A 15218-nucleotide genomic window follows, 5' to 3' on the forward strand; every position below is an offset into this window, starting at 1 on the left:
AGAAAACTGCACAGGAAGGTCGAGGGGTGCGTCCGCAGACGCACCCCGGCAGCTCAGAGCACCAGGCCCTCGATCACCCAGACCATGAACGCCACGGCCAGCCCGGTGATCACCAGCCCACCGCAGACGAACAGGGTCAGCATCTTCCAGCCGATGCCTCCGACACCTTCGTCCTCCTCGGGCGCATCCTCGAACTCTTGGACGTCGGCGTCCGGATCGATCGTGTCCACATCACTGTTCTTGCCGTCGCCGAACAAGGCATCCAATTCCACGGTGAGAAGGACGCACGGGGTAGCCGTTCGGTTGCAAGATCAGGTTTGGGCCCATGCGGCAATCGGGAGGCTCAGGTAAACGCCCACGTCAGCAAGGCCCGTGGCCTCTTCGATCACGACACAGAGCTGATCGACACGGTCCTGACGGTTCGCCGCACGGCTCTCGAAGTACTTCGAGCGCACCTCGATCACGACATCCATGCCGGCCGAGTCGAACGGGCCGCGCTCGCGGAAGCGCAGGTCCACGTCGCCCGGCTGGAGGTCGCCGTCGTAGGGCTCCTCGGGGCACTCCACCGCCAGCGAGACGGCGTGCGGGAGCGTCGCCGCGAGCTTCTCCAGCACTGCGTGAGCGACGTGGGACGCGTAAGTGATCTCGACGAGCGGCACGGCATCCAGCAAAGCAGAAGGGCGCGCCCCCTTCGGAACGCGCCCTTCACCAGCCAGAACTCTAGCCGCGGATGGTCAGGCCGACCTTCTGGAACTCCTTGAGGTCCGAGTAGCCGGTCTTGGCCATGGCCCGCTTGAGAGCGCCGAACAGGTTCGTCACGCCACGCGGGTCGGAGGACGGGCCGAACAGCAGCTTGCGCAGGTCGAGCTCCTGGTCCACCGCGTCGGCGACGAGGCTGCGCGGCACGGACGGGTGCGCGGACGACGCCGTCCAGTACAGGCCCTGGCCCGGTGCCTCGGTCGCGGCGGCCAGCGGCTCGCCCAGCATCACGGCGTCGGCACCGCAGGCGATGGACTTCGCCACGTCGCCCGAGGTCGTGACGCCGCCGTCGGCGATGACGTGCACGTAGCGGCCGCCGGTCTCGTCGAGGTAGTCGCGGCGCGCGGCCGCGGCGTCGGCGATCGCGGTGGCCATCGGCACGCCGATGCCCAGCACCGAGTCGGTGGTCGTGACGCCGGGCGTGTAGCCGTAGCCGACGATCACGCCCGCCGCGCCGGTGCGCATGAGGTGCATGGCGGTGCGGTAGTCACCGACACCGCCGGCGATCACCGGGATGTCGAGGTCCGCGATGAACGACTTCAGGTTCAGCGGCTCACCACCGCGGGACACGTGCTCGGCCGAGATGATCGTGCCCTGCACGACCAGGATCTCGACGCCCGCGGCCAGCAGGTCCGGAGTGAGCTCCGCGGCACGCTGCGGGCTGACGCGGACCGCCACGGTGACACCCGACTCGCGGACCTGCTTGATCGCCTCGGCGACCAGGTCCATCTGCAACGGGGCCGCGTGCAACTCCTGCAGCACCTTGACCGCCGCTGCCGGGTCGTCGTTGTCCTCGGTCGCCTGGACCAGGCGGAACAACGCCTCGTCCACGTCGCCGTGACGGGCCCAGAGGCCCTCGGCGTTCAGCACACCGAGGCCACCGAGCTCGCCGACCGCGACCGCCGTGCCCGGCGACACGATGGCGTCGGTCGGGTGGGTGATGAGCGGGATGTCGAACCGGTAGGCATCGATCTGCCACGTCGTGGAGACGTCCTTCGACGACCTCGTCCGACGCGACGGGATGATCTCGATGTCGTCCAGCTCGTAGGCCCGCCTCGCGGTCCGGCCCATGCCGATCTCGACCAGATCGCGCACCTGTGTGTCCCTTCCGAAGCTTTCGAACAAGCTTTTGAACTGCCCGAACGACTCTAACGGGTGGTGTAGTTCGGGGCCTCGACGGTCATCGTGATGTCGTGCGGGTGCGACTCCTTGAGCCCCGCCGCCGTGATCCGCACCAGCTGCTGCTGCTGGAGCTCGGCGATCGTGTGGGAGCCCGTGTAGCCCATCGCCGCGCGCAGACCACCGTTGAGCTGGTGCACGACCTGCGACAACGGGCCGCGGAACGGCGTGCGGCCCTCGATGCCCTCGGGGACGAGCTTGTCCTCGTTGAGGACGTCGTCCTGGAAGTAGCGGTCCTTCGAGAACGACTTGTTCTCGCCACGGGACTGCATGGCGGCCAGCGAGCCCATGCCGCGGTAGGTCTTGAACTGCTTGCCGTTGACCAGGATCAGGTCGCCGGGCGCCTCCTGGGTGCCCGCGAGCAGCGATCCGAGCATCACGGCGGACGCGCCGGCCGCGATGGCCTTGGCGATGTCGCCGGAGTACTGGATGCCACCGTCACCGATGACCGGCACACCGGCCGGGGTGCAGGCCAGCGAGGCCTCGTAGATCGCGGAGATCTGCGGCACACCGACACCGGCGACGACGCGCGTGGTGCAGATCGAGCCGGGGCCGACACCGACCTTCACGCCGTCCGCACCCGCGTCGACCAGCGCCTGGGCACCGGCGCGCGTCGCGACGTTGCCGCCGACGACGTCCGCCGAGTCGCCGAGCTCCTTCTTGATGCGGGCGACCATCTCGAGCACGCCGCGCGAGTGGCCGTGCGCCGTGTCGACCATCAGCACGTCGACACCGGCCTCGGCGAGCGTCATCGCGCGGACGAACGAGTCCTCGCCCACACCGACGGCGGCGGCGCACAGCAGGCGGCCGTCCGGGTCCTTGGTGGCCATCGGGTACTGCTCGGTCTTGACGAAGTCCTTGACCGTGATCAGGCCCTTGAGTTTGCCGTCACCGTCGACGATCGGCAGCTTCTCGACCTTGTGACGGCGCAGCAGGCCGAGCGCGGCCTCCGCGGACACGCCCACCTGGGCCGTGACCAGCGGGCCCTTGGTCATGACCTCGATCACCCGCTTGGAGTGGTCGAGCTCGAAGCGCATGTCGCGGTTCGTGATGATGCCGACGAGCTTGTTGTTCCCGTCGGTCACCGGCACGCCGGAGATGCGGTAACGGGCGCACAGCGCGTCCACCTCGGCCAGCGTGGCGTCGGGCGAACACGTGACCGGGTCGGTGACCATGCCGGCCTCGGACCGCTTGACGGTCTCGGCCTGCCGGGCCTGGTCCTCGATGCTCAGGTTGCGGTGCAGCACGCCGATGCCGCCCTGACGCGCCATCGAGATCGCCATCCGGCCCTCGGTGACGGTGTCCATCGCGGCGCTGGCCAGCGGAATCTTGAGGGAGATGTTGCGCGAGATCCTGGTGCTCGTGTCGACGCCGCTCGGGACGACGTCCGACTCGGCAGGCAGCAGGAGCACGTCGTCGAAGGTCAGTCCCAGCATGGCGAACTTGCCCGGGACTCCGTCAGCGTTGAGCTCGCTGGTCATAGCGGGTGACATGCCTTCCGTGGTGCGGTCTGCGCTCTGCCTGCCCTTTTGGGGTCCTGCGTGTCCAGTTTCCGCAGGCGGAGGCGGTGCGCCCCATGGTATCTGGACGACCGAGGGGGTACGGCGGGTACCGTGCGGGGTCGTGCCGCACGACGCGTTGCCACCAGACCCCTTCGCAGGCGACCCAGAAGACCCCGCACTCTCTCTGGGCGAGCCCGACCACGACCATCCCCCGATGGACGACGACGAACGGACGGAGCTGGTCAGCGACCTGAGCGACCTCGCCGTCTACCAAGCGTTGCTCGAACATCGCGGCGTCAGAGGCATCGTCGTGGACTGCGGCGAGTGCCAGGAACCGCACTACCACGACTGGGCACTGTTGCGAGCCTCACTCGAGCAGCTGCTCGCCGACGGCCGCATGCGCCCGCACGAGCCGGCGTTCGATCCGAACCCCGGGGCCTACGTGAGCTGGGAGTACTGCCGCGGGTACGCGGACGGTGTGACCGCGACGGAGTCGGCGCGCTGACCCGACCCGGGTTCTCGGCGGACGGGTGAGATGCAGCACTCGTCCGCCGTCACCGGTCACATTCCACCTGACGTGTGAACGCCTGAGCATGTGAACGGCCCCTGACCTCGAAAGATCAGGGGCCGTTCACATTGCGTCTCAGTTGGTGCCGGTCGACTGCCCGACGGTCTCACCGTTCGTCCCGGTCGACCCGGGGTTCTCCCCCGTGCCGGGGTCCGGCGGCGGGGGCGGCGGCGGGTTCTCCTCGCCACCCGTGGTCGGCGGCGGCGGAGTCTCCGACGACGGCGGCACGGACGGCGTCGTGGTCGTCGGCTCCGTCGTCGGCGTGGTCGTCGAGGTCGAAGGCTGCGAAGACTGGCTCGGCGTCGTCACCGGGGGCGTCGTCGGGGTCGGCGGCGCCGTCGAGGTGTTCGTGTCGAGCTCCTTCTCGAGCTCCTTGTGCTTCTGCTCGAGCTGCTGCTTGCCGTCGGCCGTCGAGACGGAACCGAGGCTGGCCTCGATCTTGTTCAGCTTCTCCCGGGCCTCGTTGACCTTGCCCTCGCGCAGGGCGAGGCGGGCCGACTCGAGGTCGGTGTTGATGATGGCCGCGGCCTCGATCGACTTCGCGTGCTCCGAGTAGAGCACTCGCGTGAGGCCCCAGAGCGCGTCGCCGGGCTGTGCGTCGCGGGCGACGAGGCTCACGCCGGTGAAGGCGATGGCCAGGACCGCCGCGGCACTCGCCAGCGGGATCAGGAAGCGGTGCCTGCTCACCGGCTGCGGACGGGCAGCCTGGATCGTGGCGATGGCGGTCTCGGTGTCGACGAGCTCGCCGAACGGCTCCGTCTCCACCTCGTTCCGCCACGCGAGCAGCAACGCGTTCAGATCGTCGTCACCCAACCCGCCGGTCACGCCCGGAGTCGCCGACCCCAGCGCGTCCAGCAGCCTGTCATCGGCCTGTACAGCCGAAAGATCATCTGCGACGGGTTCGTGCGGGGCTCTATCGTCCTGTCCGCGCACTTCTCCGTCGTCCTTCCCGTGTTCGTCGGCCACTCAGACCACCTCCTCCGCTGCCAGCGACTTGCGCAGCCGGGCCAGCGCACGATGTTGCGCCACCCGTACCGCACCCGGCGTCGAACCGACCGCCTCGGCAGTTTCCTCGGCGGAGAGTCCGACCACCACCCTCAACAGCAGGATCTCCCGCTGCTTCTCCGGCAGGACGCGCAACAACACGGCCATCCGGCCGGAGAGTTCGCCCTGCATGGCCCGCTGCTCCGGACCAGCTTCGGTCTCCGGCGCGTCCGGGACTTCGGGAACGGGTTCGGAGCGGTTCCTGGCGGCAGACCGATGTGCATCGGCGACCTTGTGCGCCGCGATCCCGTAAACGAACGCGAGGAAGGGCCGACCCTGATCGCGGTAGCTGGGCAATGCCGTGAGCACCGCGAGACACACCTCCTGGGCCACATCGTCCGCCGAAGCGAAGCTTCGCTCCTGCCTTCCAACTCTGGCGCGGCAGTACCGCACCACAAGAGGACGAATGGAGGCCAGCAGGCGTTCGATCGCCCGGCGGTCGCCGTCGACGGCCGCGCCCACTTCGGCGTCCAGTCCGTCCCCCAAGTTGGTCATCGCAGACAACAGCCCTGGTGTTACTCGTTGACGTACCGATACGGAACAACACGAGTCACTCACAGCGACCCGTTTCAGCAGCTTCACCGTACCGGTCTTCAGACCTTCTGTTCATAGGTGGGGTATGGACACCCCGAGTGAACAGCGGACACGCCGAACGGCTTACAGCCCGGCGACATTGTCACCGGGCTGGGCTAAAAGCGCGACCTGGAGGACCACCGGTCGAACAGGTGAGCCGTCTCACGCCACCGGCCCCGCTTCCCCACATGCGGCATATGAGGACACGGGGCCGGTGCGGCAAGAGTTACCTACTGGACGAGGCCTCGCCGGAAGCCGTGCGCGACCGCCTGAGCACGGTCACGAACACCGAGCTTGCGGAAGAGACGACGTGCATGCGTCTTCACCGTGTCCTCCGACAGGTAGAGCTCGCGGCCGATCTGGCCATTGCTCTTGCCCTGACTCATGCCCCGCAGCACCTGGAGCTCACGCTCCGTGAGCTGCACGCCGGGGTCGGAGGGCTGACGAGGCGCCGGCACCGAGGTGCTGGCGAGCGTGTGCGCGAGGGCTGCCACAAGCTCGGGACGCGACGCGTCCCACCTCAGGTAGCCACGGGCACCACCGGCGATCGCCGCGGCGATGCTCCCGGCGTCGTCGGGTGCGCCGAAGACGATGACGTTTGCCTGCGGGTTCGCGGAGACGAGCCGACGGGTTGCTTCAACCCCGGTCGGGACGGCGCGCTGGGTTCCCACCAGTACGACGTCGACCGGCTGCCTTGAAAAGCGAGCCAACAACTCGTCACCGTGCGCTACGCAGTCGATGCGGCTGACCCCTGGGACAGCCGACATCACGCGGGTGAGACCCTCACGCACACTGCGCCGGTCGTCGCAAATAAGGACCGTGGTCACGGGGACTCCTTTCCTGCAGCCGAGTGACGTTCCATCTCCCCTATCGGACGCTGGCGGCCCAACCTTGACACGATCCGGTGCTTAATCCGTCAAGAAGTTCGCCTGAGGGTCTGCGTTCGGGGGTTCCCCGGAACGGAGCAGCCCGGTCGGTACCCAAGGGGATTCAAGTGCGACCTGTCGGCTGACGGGATCAGCTCTGCGTAACACGCAGCTCAGAGCCTCCGTCGCCCGGTTGATGGCGGTTGCGCCCACCGTGGGGGCATGGCCCGCCAGAACGAGAGCGCTCGGCCAGATCAACGGTTGGAGCCCCTCCTTCGCACTGTGATTTAGCTCACACTCGACTAGTTCAAGCCCGCGGTTCAGGCCTTCGGCGGTCCCCCACACGACCAACGAGGTGCCCAGGACGAGTGCCGACTTGAGCTCGTGCCGCAGCGCCTTTCTGCTCGTCGCCAGCCCGTACGCGTGCTCGGCCGGCGCCACGGCGGCGTCCGCGTGCCCGGACGCCAGCTCGATCTCGGCGGTCACCCAGCCCTTGCGGACCTCACCGCGCCAGCCCCGCGTCTCAACTCGTGCGAGCAACCCGCGGGCCTCGTTCAGGCGTTGAGCACCGAGCGAATCGGCGGCGAGGCCGAGCAGGGCGTCGGTCCGGGCACCCGCGGCGTCGATCCCGTCGGGGTCCGAGGGGCCTGACGGCGGAACGCGCGCCAGGGCGGCACCGTCGAGGGCACGAGCGAGGTGGTGGGCCCCCAGCTGACGGTGGTGCGACGCGCGAGTCGAGAGGGACAACGAGGCGATCACCGGGTCGGGGTCGTGGCGGAGCGCGTCCAGCACGGTGGCCGCGGCGGCGTAGTGGCCCTGGCCGCCGAGCACCACCGCCGCCAGCCATCGGGCGCGAGGACCGGGCGACGAGAGCGCGGGCCAGACGGCGAGGCCGGGTGAATCGCCGAACGCGGCCCGGCGCAGCTCCTCTTCGAACACGAGGAGGGAGTCTTTCAGGTGACCGCGGCCTCGACCGCGTCCACGGCGGCCGCCAGGTCCTCCACCCGCTCGGCCGGCGCGGTCACCACCCCGCGCCGCCAGCCCGGCCCTCCGACGAACACCCGCACCTGCTGCCGGGTCCGCGGCAGAGCGGAGATCACCCCCGGATCGGCGTACCGGGGCAACTGCGCCCAGAGCACCACCGCGGAGGGCGCGGTGCGGCGCACGGCGGCGGCAAGGGCGTCCATCGGCAACGCCGCCCCCAACTGCCGCACGACCACGCCTCGGTGCGCCAGTTCGGCGGCGAGTGGGTAGAGAGGAAGGTTGTGCCTCTCCTCCGGCATGCACGCCAGCAGCACGGGGCGATGGTTGCGTCCGAGGGTGACGAGCGGTGTGGCGCGCACGAACGCCGCGAGCACGCACTCGTTCAGCAGGTGCCCGACCTCGACGCCGGCGCCGGAGAGCTGCCACCGGGCGGCGACGGCGGTCAGGACGGGGCGGACGACCTCGTTCCAGGTGGCGATCACGCCGTCGGACGCCAGCGAGTCGGCGAGCATTCCCTGCACCGCGATCGAGTCCATCGCGACCGCCGCACGGCCCAGACCACGCGCCAAACGAGACGCTCCGGGCATTTTCAGTCCACGTCCACCCGATGGTGCGACGGGGACCACTCCGTGTGTCATCGACGATTTCGAGTCGAGCGCGAAACGGGCCGCCTCGGCGGAGGACGCACCGCGCAGAAGTGCGCGCTGCATCAATTCGAGACGGGCCACGTCGGGCGGCCCGTATTTCCGGTGCCGCCCCACGGTGTGGCCGGTCGGACCCAGTCCGTAGCGGCGGTCCCAGGTGCGAAGGGTGGCGGGAGCCACGCCGAGTCGCCTGGCCACCGCGGCCACTGAGAGAAGGGGCTCACTCGTGTGACTACCGGTCGATTCGATCTCCGGCGGTGTCATCACGAGAGCCATGTTCCGTTCACCTCATCCGGGCGGCAACTCCGGGCGGTGAGTGATCGAACACGCGTGCCGTCACCCATCAGTTGATAAGGGTCTTCAGCCTCTTGAACAAGTTTTGACGCGGTTCTACGGTGGATCATCGTTAAGCCGAATGGAGCAGTCGTCACGGAGGCGGTCTCGATGGCGGACACCCGAAGGCTCCCCGGTCCCAACGCAGACCTGTGGGACTGGCAGATGCGCGGTTCGTGCCGGGGCATGGACAGCGCGTTCTTCTTCCACCCCGACGGTGAACGGGGTCCGGCGAGATCACGCCGGGAAGCTCGCGCGAAGGCTGTCTGCCTCGCCTGCCCGGTTCTGGAGATGTGCCGCAGACACGCTCTGGCCGTGCAGGAACCGTACGGAATCTGGGGCGGGCTCTCGGAATCGGAGCGCGACCACATCATCAAGGCGCGAAAGCGGCAGTTGGCAATTGTCTAGAACGTAAAAACCGGGGCGGCACCAAACGAAAGGTGCCGCCCCGGTTTTATTTGAGTTCGAAGAACTCTGTTCGACTCAGTGGCCGTGCCCGTGGCCGTGGCCGTGGCCACCGGCGGAAGCGGGCTCGTCCGCCTTCTTCTCGACGACGGCGCTCTCGGTCGTGAGCACCATGCGCGCGATGGAGGCGGCGTTCGCCACGGCGGAACGCGTGACCTTGACCGGGTCGATGATGCCCTGCTCGAGCAGGTCACCGAACTCCAGCGAGGCCGCGTTGATGCCGAAGCCCCACTCGCCCTCGCGGACCTTGTTCACCACGACGGCGCCTTCGAGGCCGGCGTTCGTGGCGATCCAGAACAGCGGCGCGGACAGGGCCTTCGCGACGAGCGCGACACCCGTGGCCTCGTCACCGGTCAGGCCGAGGCCGCCGTCGAGCACCTTGGAGCCGTGCACGAGAGCGGAGCCACCGCCGGGGACGATGCCCTCCTCGACCGCGGCCTTGGTAGCGGCGACCGCGTCCTCGATGCGGTGCTTGCGCTCCTTGAGCTCGGTCTCGGTGGCGGCGCCGACCTTGATCACGGCGATGCCGCCGGAGAGCTTCGCGAGGCGCTCCTGGAGCTTCTCGCGGTCCCAGTCGGAGTCCGTGTTCTCGATCTCGCGGCGCAGCTGCTCCGCGCGACCGGCGATGTCGGCCTTGGTGCCGCCGCCGTCGACGATCGTGGTGTCGTCCTTGGTCACGACGACGCGGCGGGCGGAGCCCAGCTGGTCGAGCGTGGTCTCGGTGAGCTTGAGGCCGATCTCCGAGGAGATCACCTCGCCACCGGTGACGACCGCGAGGTCGTCCAGGAACGCCTTGCGGCGGTCACCGAAGAACGGCGCCTTCACGGCGACGACCTTCAGGGTCTTGCGGACGGCGTTGACCACCAGCGTGGACAGGGCCTCGCCCTCGACGTCCTCGGCGACGATCAGCAGCGGCTTGCCGGACTCCGCGACCTTCTCGAGGATCGGGAGGACGTCGGCCAGGGCCGAGATCTTCTCGCGGTGCAGCAGGATGCGGACGTCTTCGTAGACGGCCTCCTGCGCCTCGAGGTCGGTCGAGAAGTGCGTCGACACGTAACCCTTGTCGAACTGCACGCCCTCGGTGATCGCGAGCTCGGTCGCGAGCGTGGACGACTCCTCGACGGTGATGACACCGTCCTCGCCGACGCGCTCGATGGCCTCGCCGAGCAGGGCGCCGATGGACTCGTCACGCGACGAGACCGTGCCGACCTGCGCGATGTTCTCGCGGCCCTTGACCGGGGTGGCCTTGCCGCGGAGCTCGTCCACGACGGCGTCGGCGGCGGCCTGGATGCCACGGCCCAGCGCGGTCGGGTTCGCACCCGCGGCGATGTTGCGCAGGCCTTCCTTGACCAGCGCCTGCGCCAGCACGGTGGCGGTGGTGGTGCCGTCACCCGCGACGTCGTTGGTCTTGGTGGCGACCGACTTGGCGAGCTGCGCGCCGAGGTTCTCGAACGGGTCGTCCAGCTCGATCTCACGGGCGATGGTCACGCCGTCGTTGGTGACCGTCGGGCCACCGAACTTCTTGTCGAGGACGACGTGGCGCCCGCGCGGCCCAAGGGTGACCTTGACCGTGTCGGCGAGCTTGTTCACGCCGCGCTCGAGCGCCCGACGAGCGTCCTCGTCGAAGCTGATCTGCTTGGGCATTACTTGAAGCCTCTCTGAGTAGCGAAACGCCCCGGAAGCCCCGGATGGGGCGCCGGGGCGTCAGGCATGACAGCCGAGCGTCGACTAGTTGACGACGGCCAGCACGTCGCGAGCGGAGAGGATCAAGTACTCCTCGCCGTTGTACTTGACCTCGGTGCCGCCGTACTTCGAGTAGATGACGACGTCGCCGACAGCCACGTCCAGCGGGACGCGGTTGCCCTTGTCGTCAATGCGGCCGGGGCCGACCGCGAGGACCTTGCCCTCCTGGGGCTTCTCCTTCGCGGTGTCCGGGATCACGAGGCCGGAGGCGGTCGTCGTCTCGGCCTCGGAGGCCTGAACGACGATCTTGTCCTCAAGCGGCTTGATGTTCACGCTCACCGGGATGACCTCCACGGGTCGTTGGCAGGTTCGTCTGTTTAACGGCTCCTGCCACCCCGCCGTCGCGGGGGTCGGGGCGGTGCTGGTGCCGTGCAATTGGCACTCTACCCACGAGAGTGCCAAGGCTTCAACGAGACCCCCGAACCGATCACCATCCGGGAGCCGTATTCAGGGGCATGTCCCCGTTGACGCGCCGAACGCTGCTGCTCGCAGGCGTGGCAGGAGTCACAGCCCTCTCGGCCGGTGCCTCTGCCCGTCCGAGCGACCCTTTCACACTCGGTGTGGCCTCGGGCGACCCGGCACCCGACGGGGTGGTCCTGTGGACCAGGCTGGCCTTCGAGCCCCTCGCCGGGGACGGCCTCGGAGGCATGCCGAACCGTCCGGTCGAGGTGCTCTGGCAGGTCTCGGAGGACGAACGGTTCACCCGAATCGTGCAACGCGGCTCCACCACGGCTCGACCCGAGGAGGCGCACAGCGTCCACGTCGAGCTCGTCGGGCTGGAGGCCGGCCGCGAGTACTTCTACCGCTTCAAAGCCCTCAACCACCTCTCACGGACGGGCCGCACGCGCACGGCACCGCCTCCGAACGTGCTGCAGGTACCGCTGACGATGGCCTTCGCGTCGTGCGCGCAGTACGAGCACGGGTACTTCACGGCGTATCGCAGGCTCGCGGAGGACGAACCCGACCTGGTGCTGCACCTCGGCGACTACACGTACGAGTACGAGAGCGGCATCCACGTCGCCCCGAGCGGCAACGTCCGGCACGTCGAGGGCCCGACCACGGTGACGCTCGCGGGCTACCGGCGGCGGCAGGCGCAGTACAAGACCGATCCCGACCTGAAGGCGGCCCACGCCGTGGCGCCGTGGTCGGTGATCTGGGACGACCACGAGATCGACAACAACTGGGCGGGGCTGCTGCCGGACAAGCCGCAGCCGAACTTCCTCGCGCGCCGGGCCGCGGCCATCCAGGCGTACTACGAGAACATGCCCCTGCGCAGGTCATCGAGGCTGTACCGGCGGATCCGATGGGGCGCGCTGGCCACGTTCCACATGCTCGACACCCGCCAGTACCGGACGGACCAGGCCTGCGGGGACGGGCTGCAACTCTGTCCCGAACGGCTCGAGCCCGAGCGCACCATGCTCGGCGCCGCGCAGGAGGACTGGCTGTTCGACGGCTTCCGCGGCTCCGCGGCCCGCTGGGACGTGCTCGCGCAGCAGGTGTTCTTCTCCCAGTACGACTACATCCCCGGCGAGGTCGACAAGTTCCTGCTGGACGCGTGGGACGGCTACGTGGCGGACCGCGACCGGGTCGTGGCGGGGTTCGCGGACGTGCGGAACCCGATCGTGCTGACCGGGGACGTGCACGCGGCGTGGGGTGCGGAGGTCAAGGAGCGCTGGGACGACCCGTCGTCGAAGACCCTCGCGACCGAGCTCGTGACCACGTCGATCACGGCCGGTGGCGACGGCTCGGAGGAGTACGCCGAGACACCGCTGTGGCTGCGGGAGAACCCGCACGTGAAGTACTTCAACAACCGCCGCGGCTACACGCTCACCAGGTTCACGCCCGATGAACTGCGCACGGACTTCCGCGGCCTCGACTACGTGACGAGGCCCGGCTCCCCGATCTCCACGAAGGCGTCGTTCGCCGTGGAGGATCGGGTGCCAGGCCTCAACAAGGTCTAGCGAAGCTGACCTCGTTGAGGCCTGGCACCCTCCAGCTTGAAGAGATGTGACAGCCCGGGCCTCACCAAGCTTCAGAGGATCTGGACCGCGTTGACCGGCAGGCCGGGGTTGGTCGAGAGGTCCATCGACGACGGCTTCGCGCCCGCCGCCACCAGGTGGGCGCCGAGAGCGGCGATCATGGCGCCGTTGTCGGTGCACAGCCGTGGGCGCGGCACGCGCAGTTCGATGCCCGCCTCGGCACAGCGCTCGGCGGCCAGGCCGCTCAACCGCGAGTTCGCCGCGACACCGCCGGAGATGACGAGCGTGCCGACGTCGAGGTCCTTCGCGGCCCTGATCGCCTTGGCGGTCAGCACGTCCGCGACGGCCTCCTGGAACGACGCGGCGACGTCGGCCAGCGGGATCTCCTCGCCGGCGCGCTCGGCGCGTTCGACCCAGCGGGCGACCGAGGTCTTCAGGCCGGAGAACGAGAAGTCGTACTTCGCGTCGCGCGGGCCGGTGAGGCCGCGCGGGAACGCGATCGCGCAGCCGTTGCCCTGCTTGGCGAGCTTGTCGATGGGCGGGCCACCGGGGTAGGGCAGGTCGAGCAACCGCGCGACCTTGTCGTACGCCTCGCCGGCGGCGTCGTCCACTGTGGACCCGATCTCGGTGATCGAGTTCGCCAGGCCGCCCTCGATCAGCAGCAGCTGCGAGTGGCCGCCGGACACCAGCAGCGCGAGGCAGCGCTGCGGCAACGGGCCGTGCTGCAACGTGTCCGCGGCGACGTGGCCCGCGAGGTGGTTCACGCCGTAGAGCGGCTTGCCGAGCGCGGCCGCGTACGCCTTCGCGGCGGACACGCCGACCAGCAGCGCGCCGGCCAGGCCCGGTCCGGCGGTGACGGCGATGGAGTGGATCTGGGAGAGCTCGACCTTCGCGGTGTCGAGCGCGCGGCGCATGGTCGGGACCAGCGCTTCGAGGTGGGCGCGGGAGGCGACCTCCGGCACGACGCCGCCGAAGCGGGCGTGCTCCTCGACGCTCGAGGCGACCTCGTCGGCGAGCAGTTCGAGCGAGCCGTCCGGACCGAGGCGGACGATGCCGAAGCCCGTCTCGTCGCACGAGCTCTCGATGCCCAGAATCAGACGATCAGACACTGTGAGCAGGCCTTCCCATCGTGTACGCGTCGGCACCCGACGGCTGGTAGTAGCGGCGGCGCAGGCCGAGTTGCTCGAAGCCGTGCGCCTTGTACATCGCGATCGCGGGCTCGTTGTCCGTGCGGACCTCGAGGAACACCGGCACACCGATCTCGTCGACGCGGGCCAGCAGGTCGCGCAGGAGGGTCTTGCCGACGCCCCTGCCCTGCCAGTGCCCGATGACGGCGATCGTGTGCACGCTGGCCTCGTGCGGACCGGCGCCGAGGCCGGCGTACCCGATGAGCTCGCCGTCCGCGTACGCGCCGAGGTAGTAGTTGCCGTTGTCGAGCTCGCTGTGGAACGCGTTCTCGCTCCACGGGTCGTCGCCGGGGAACAACGCCAGCTCGATCTCGTGGCACCTGGGCACGTCGGCGTGCTGCAAGGGCGCGAGCGTGACGGTGCCGGTGGTCATGCCCTGGTCACCCTCTTGCGCCCGGTGGGCTCGACGGCGTCGGGACGGCGCAGGTAGAGCGGGGTGAGCGCGGCCGGGCGGGCCTTCGCGAGCACCTCGGCGGCGGCCGCGGCGACCAGGCCCTCGGGGCTCGGGTGCTTCGCGCCGAGGGTCTCGAGGCCGAGGATCTCGGCGTAGATCTCGGCACCCTCACCCGTGGCCTGGTGCACGCCCATCGTCGGCAGCTTCTCGGCGAGGTCCTGCGGGCGCTCGACGTGCGGGCCGTCCGTGCGGCGACCGGCGGCGTCGTAGGCGGCCCAGTAGACCTCCTTGCGCCGCGCGTCGGTCGCGACGAGCAGCGGGTGACCGCTGGCGGCGTCCTTGGCGATGGCGTCGGTGGTGGCGACCGGGTAGACCGGGCGGTTGAGCGCCTGGCCGAGCGCGGCGGCGGTGGCGAGACCGACCCGCAGGCCGGTGAACGGCCCGGGACCGGCGCCGACGACGATCGCGTCGAGGTCGGCGAACGTCTTGCCGGCTTCCTGCAGGGCGTCGCTGATGTGCGGGGTGAGCAGCTCGCCGTGCGCCTTGGCGTTGAGCGTCACCCGCTTCGCGAGCAGGCGCGGCGGGGAATCGGGCGCGAGTTCGACCACACCGGCGGTGACTGCGGGGGTGGCCGTGTCGACGGCGAGCACTAGCACGGTTGTCCAGGGTAGTACCTGTCGGAACCCGCAGTTCCGATGCGTCCTCGTGGCACTCGTACGACCTCGGTCCAGGTTCGCTGAACCGGGTGACGGGGAGGTCTGCCAGAGCGGCGGGCGAACGGATCGCGGCCCGGGGTGGTTCCAGCGGGCGAAGCGCCGGAACCATCAACCCTGAGCGATCACGTCGCGAGAGTGCCGCACGAGCGGCCGCGGGTGATGCCTCACTTGCAAGTCTTGCCGCGCAACGAGATGGGCAAGTCAGTCAAACACGAACTGTCCCGAAAGGACTGTCGTGGGGGATGGCCGACGGGCTCGTTCGGCCATCCCCCACGACGTTCC

The 15218-nt window shown here is 69.3% G+C and carries 17 protein-coding genes and 1 pseudogene; 3 read left to right on the forward strand and 15 right to left on the reverse strand.

Features of this window, described 5'->3' with window-relative positions:
* Positions 1-53: 53 nt before the first annotated feature.
* The 4 genes from PV646_RS07250 to guaB form a co-directional block, all read right to left on the reverse strand.
* Complete coding sequence (locus tag PV646_RS07250; RefSeq protein ID WP_500340703.1) at positions 54-272, reverse strand: hypothetical protein; 219 nt, start codon at positions 270-272, stop codon at positions 54-56.
* A 39-nt stretch (positions 273-311) separates the two neighbouring features.
* Positions 312-659: a hypothetical protein gene (locus tag PV646_RS07255; RefSeq protein ID WP_500340704.1), complete on the reverse strand. Its 348-nt coding sequence runs from the start codon at positions 657-659 to the stop codon at positions 312-314.
* A gap of 61 nt (positions 660-720) precedes the next feature.
* Entirely contained in the window at positions 721-1830 is a 1110-nt protein-coding gene (locus PV646_RS07260) for a GuaB3 family IMP dehydrogenase-related protein (RefSeq protein ID WP_500342306.1), read from the reverse strand.
* A gap of 77 nt (positions 1831-1907) precedes the next feature.
* Positions 1908-3419: an IMP dehydrogenase gene (gene guaB / locus PV646_RS07265; RefSeq protein WP_500340705.1), complete on the reverse strand. Its 1512-nt coding sequence runs from the start codon at positions 3417-3419 to the stop codon at positions 1908-1910.
* A 10-nt stretch (positions 3420-3429) separates the two neighbouring features.
* On the opposite strand from guaB, the gene PV646_RS07270 reads away from it, so the two are divergent.
* Positions 3430-3945: a DUF5319 domain-containing protein gene (locus PV646_RS07270; RefSeq protein WP_500340706.1), complete on the forward strand. Its 516-nt coding sequence runs from the start codon at positions 3430-3432 to the stop codon at positions 3943-3945.
* Between the two features lie 138 nt (positions 3946-4083).
* Here the strand turns inward: PV646_RS07270 and PV646_RS07275 are convergent, their stop codons facing one another.
* The 6 genes and pseudogenes from PV646_RS07275 to PV646_RS07300 all read right to left on the reverse strand — a co-directional run.
* Positions 4084-4974, reverse strand: coding sequence for an anti-sigma-D factor RsdA (locus tag PV646_RS07275; protein WP_500340707.1), 891 nt, complete (start codon positions 4972-4974; stop codon positions 4084-4086).
* Entirely contained in the window at positions 4975-5547 is a 573-nt protein-coding gene (locus PV646_RS07280) for a sigma-70 family RNA polymerase sigma factor (protein WP_500342309.1), read from the reverse strand.
* A gap of 308 nt (positions 5548-5855) precedes the next feature.
* On the reverse strand, positions 5856-6452 hold the full coding sequence (locus PV646_RS07285; protein ID WP_030471988.1) for a response regulator transcription factor: 597 nt from the start codon (positions 6450-6452) through the stop codon (positions 5856-5858).
* 81 nt (positions 6453-6533) lie between these two features.
* The gene (locus PV646_RS07290; protein WP_500340708.1) at positions 6534-7430 is read right to left on the reverse strand and encodes a hypothetical protein; all 897 of its coding nucleotides are present in this window, start codon (positions 7428-7430) and stop codon (positions 6534-6536) included.
* 14 nt (positions 7431-7444) lie between these two features.
* Positions 7445-8062, reverse strand: coding sequence for a hypothetical protein (locus PV646_RS07295; RefSeq protein ID WP_500342411.1), 618 nt, complete (start codon positions 8060-8062; stop codon positions 7445-7447).
* 87 nt (positions 8063-8149) lie between these two features.
* Positions 8150-8395: pseudogene (locus PV646_RS07300) on the reverse strand (MerR family transcriptional regulator); the annotation flags it as partial.
* A gap of 168 nt (positions 8396-8563) precedes the next feature.
* Here PV646_RS07300 and PV646_RS07305 point away from each other — a divergent pair.
* Positions 8564-8860, forward strand: coding sequence for a WhiB family transcriptional regulator (locus PV646_RS07305; protein ID WP_086663892.1), 297 nt, complete (start codon positions 8564-8566; stop codon positions 8858-8860).
* A 75-nt stretch (positions 8861-8935) separates the two neighbouring features.
* Here the strand turns inward: PV646_RS07305 and groL are convergent, their stop codons facing one another.
* Entirely contained in the window at positions 8936-10561 is a 1626-nt protein-coding gene (gene groL, locus PV646_RS07310; RefSeq protein WP_500340709.1) for a chaperonin GroEL, read from the reverse strand.
* Between the two features lie 84 nt (positions 10562-10645).
* Complete coding sequence (groES, locus tag PV646_RS07315; protein WP_030478362.1) at positions 10646-10939, reverse strand: co-chaperone GroES; 294 nt, start codon at positions 10937-10939, stop codon at positions 10646-10648.
* Between the two features lie 176 nt (positions 10940-11115).
* Between groES and PV646_RS07320 the strand changes: the two genes are divergently transcribed.
* Entirely contained in the window at positions 11116-12621 is a 1506-nt protein-coding gene (locus PV646_RS07320; RefSeq protein ID WP_500340710.1) for an alkaline phosphatase D family protein, read from the forward strand.
* Between the two features lie 71 nt (positions 12622-12692).
* On the opposite strand, the gene tsaD is transcribed toward PV646_RS07320, so the two are convergent.
* Genes tsaD through tsaB form a run of 3 tightly spaced genes read right to left on the reverse strand, consistent with a single transcriptional unit; the run spans position 12693 to position 14876 of the window.
* A complete protein-coding gene (tsaD, locus tag PV646_RS07325) occupies positions 12693-13757 on the reverse strand; it encodes a tRNA (adenosine(37)-N6)-threonylcarbamoyltransferase complex transferase subunit TsaD (RefSeq protein ID WP_500342311.1) in 1065 nt (354 codons plus the stop codon).
* Positions 13741-14199: a ribosomal protein S18-alanine N-acetyltransferase gene (gene rimI, locus PV646_RS07330; protein WP_500340711.1), complete on the reverse strand. Its 459-nt coding sequence runs from the start codon at positions 14197-14199 to the stop codon at positions 13741-13743. Before rimI ends, tsaD begins: the two co-directional genes overlap by 17 nt.
* Positions 14196-14876: a tRNA (adenosine(37)-N6)-threonylcarbamoyltransferase complex dimerization subunit type 1 TsaB gene (tsaB, locus tag PV646_RS07335; RefSeq protein ID WP_500340712.1), complete on the reverse strand. Its 681-nt coding sequence runs from the start codon at positions 14874-14876 to the stop codon at positions 14196-14198. The genes rimI and tsaB overlap by 4 nt, the downstream gene beginning before the upstream one ends.
* Positions 14877-15218 lie beyond the last annotated feature (342 nt).

Origin of the sequence: Streptomyces sp. ID05-26A (genome assembly GCF_033794685.1) — a bacterium.
Classification (GTDB): domain Bacteria; phylum Actinomycetota; class Actinomycetes; order Mycobacteriales; family Pseudonocardiaceae; genus Lentzea.

Coding starts and splice junctions, on each gene's coding strand:
- PV646_RS07260 (WP_500342306.1), bottom strand. CDS start 1,830: ATGGGCCGGACCGCGAGGCGGGCCTACGAGCTGGACGACATCGAGATC.
- guaB (WP_500340705.1), bottom strand. CDS start 3,419: ATGACCAGCGAGCTCAACGCTGACGGAGTCCCGGGCAAGTTCGCCATG.
- PV646_RS07270 (WP_500340706.1), top strand. CDS start 3,430: ATGCCTTCCGTGGTGCGGTCTGCGCTCTGCCTGCCCTTTTGGGGTCCT.
- PV646_RS07280 (WP_500342309.1), bottom strand. CDS start 5,547: ATGACCAACTTGGGGGACGGACTGGACGCCGAAGTGGGCGCGGCCGTC.
- PV646_RS07295 (WP_500342411.1), bottom strand. CDS start 8,062: ATGCCCGGAGCGTCTCGTTTGGCGCGTGGTCTGGGCCGTGCGGCGGTC.
- PV646_RS07305 (WP_086663892.1), top strand. CDS start 8,564: ATGGCGGACACCCGAAGGCTCCCCGGTCCCAACGCAGACCTGTGGGAC.
- groL (WP_500340709.1), bottom strand. CDS start 10,561: ATGCCCAAGCAGATCAGCTTCGACGAGGACGCTCGTCGGGCGCTCGAG.
- PV646_RS07320 (WP_500340710.1), top strand. CDS start 11,116: ATGTCCCCGTTGACGCGCCGAACGCTGCTGCTCGCAGGCGTGGCAGGA.
- rimI (WP_500340711.1), bottom strand. CDS start 14,199: ATGACCACCGGCACCGTCACGCTCGCGCCCTTGCAGCACGCCGACGTG.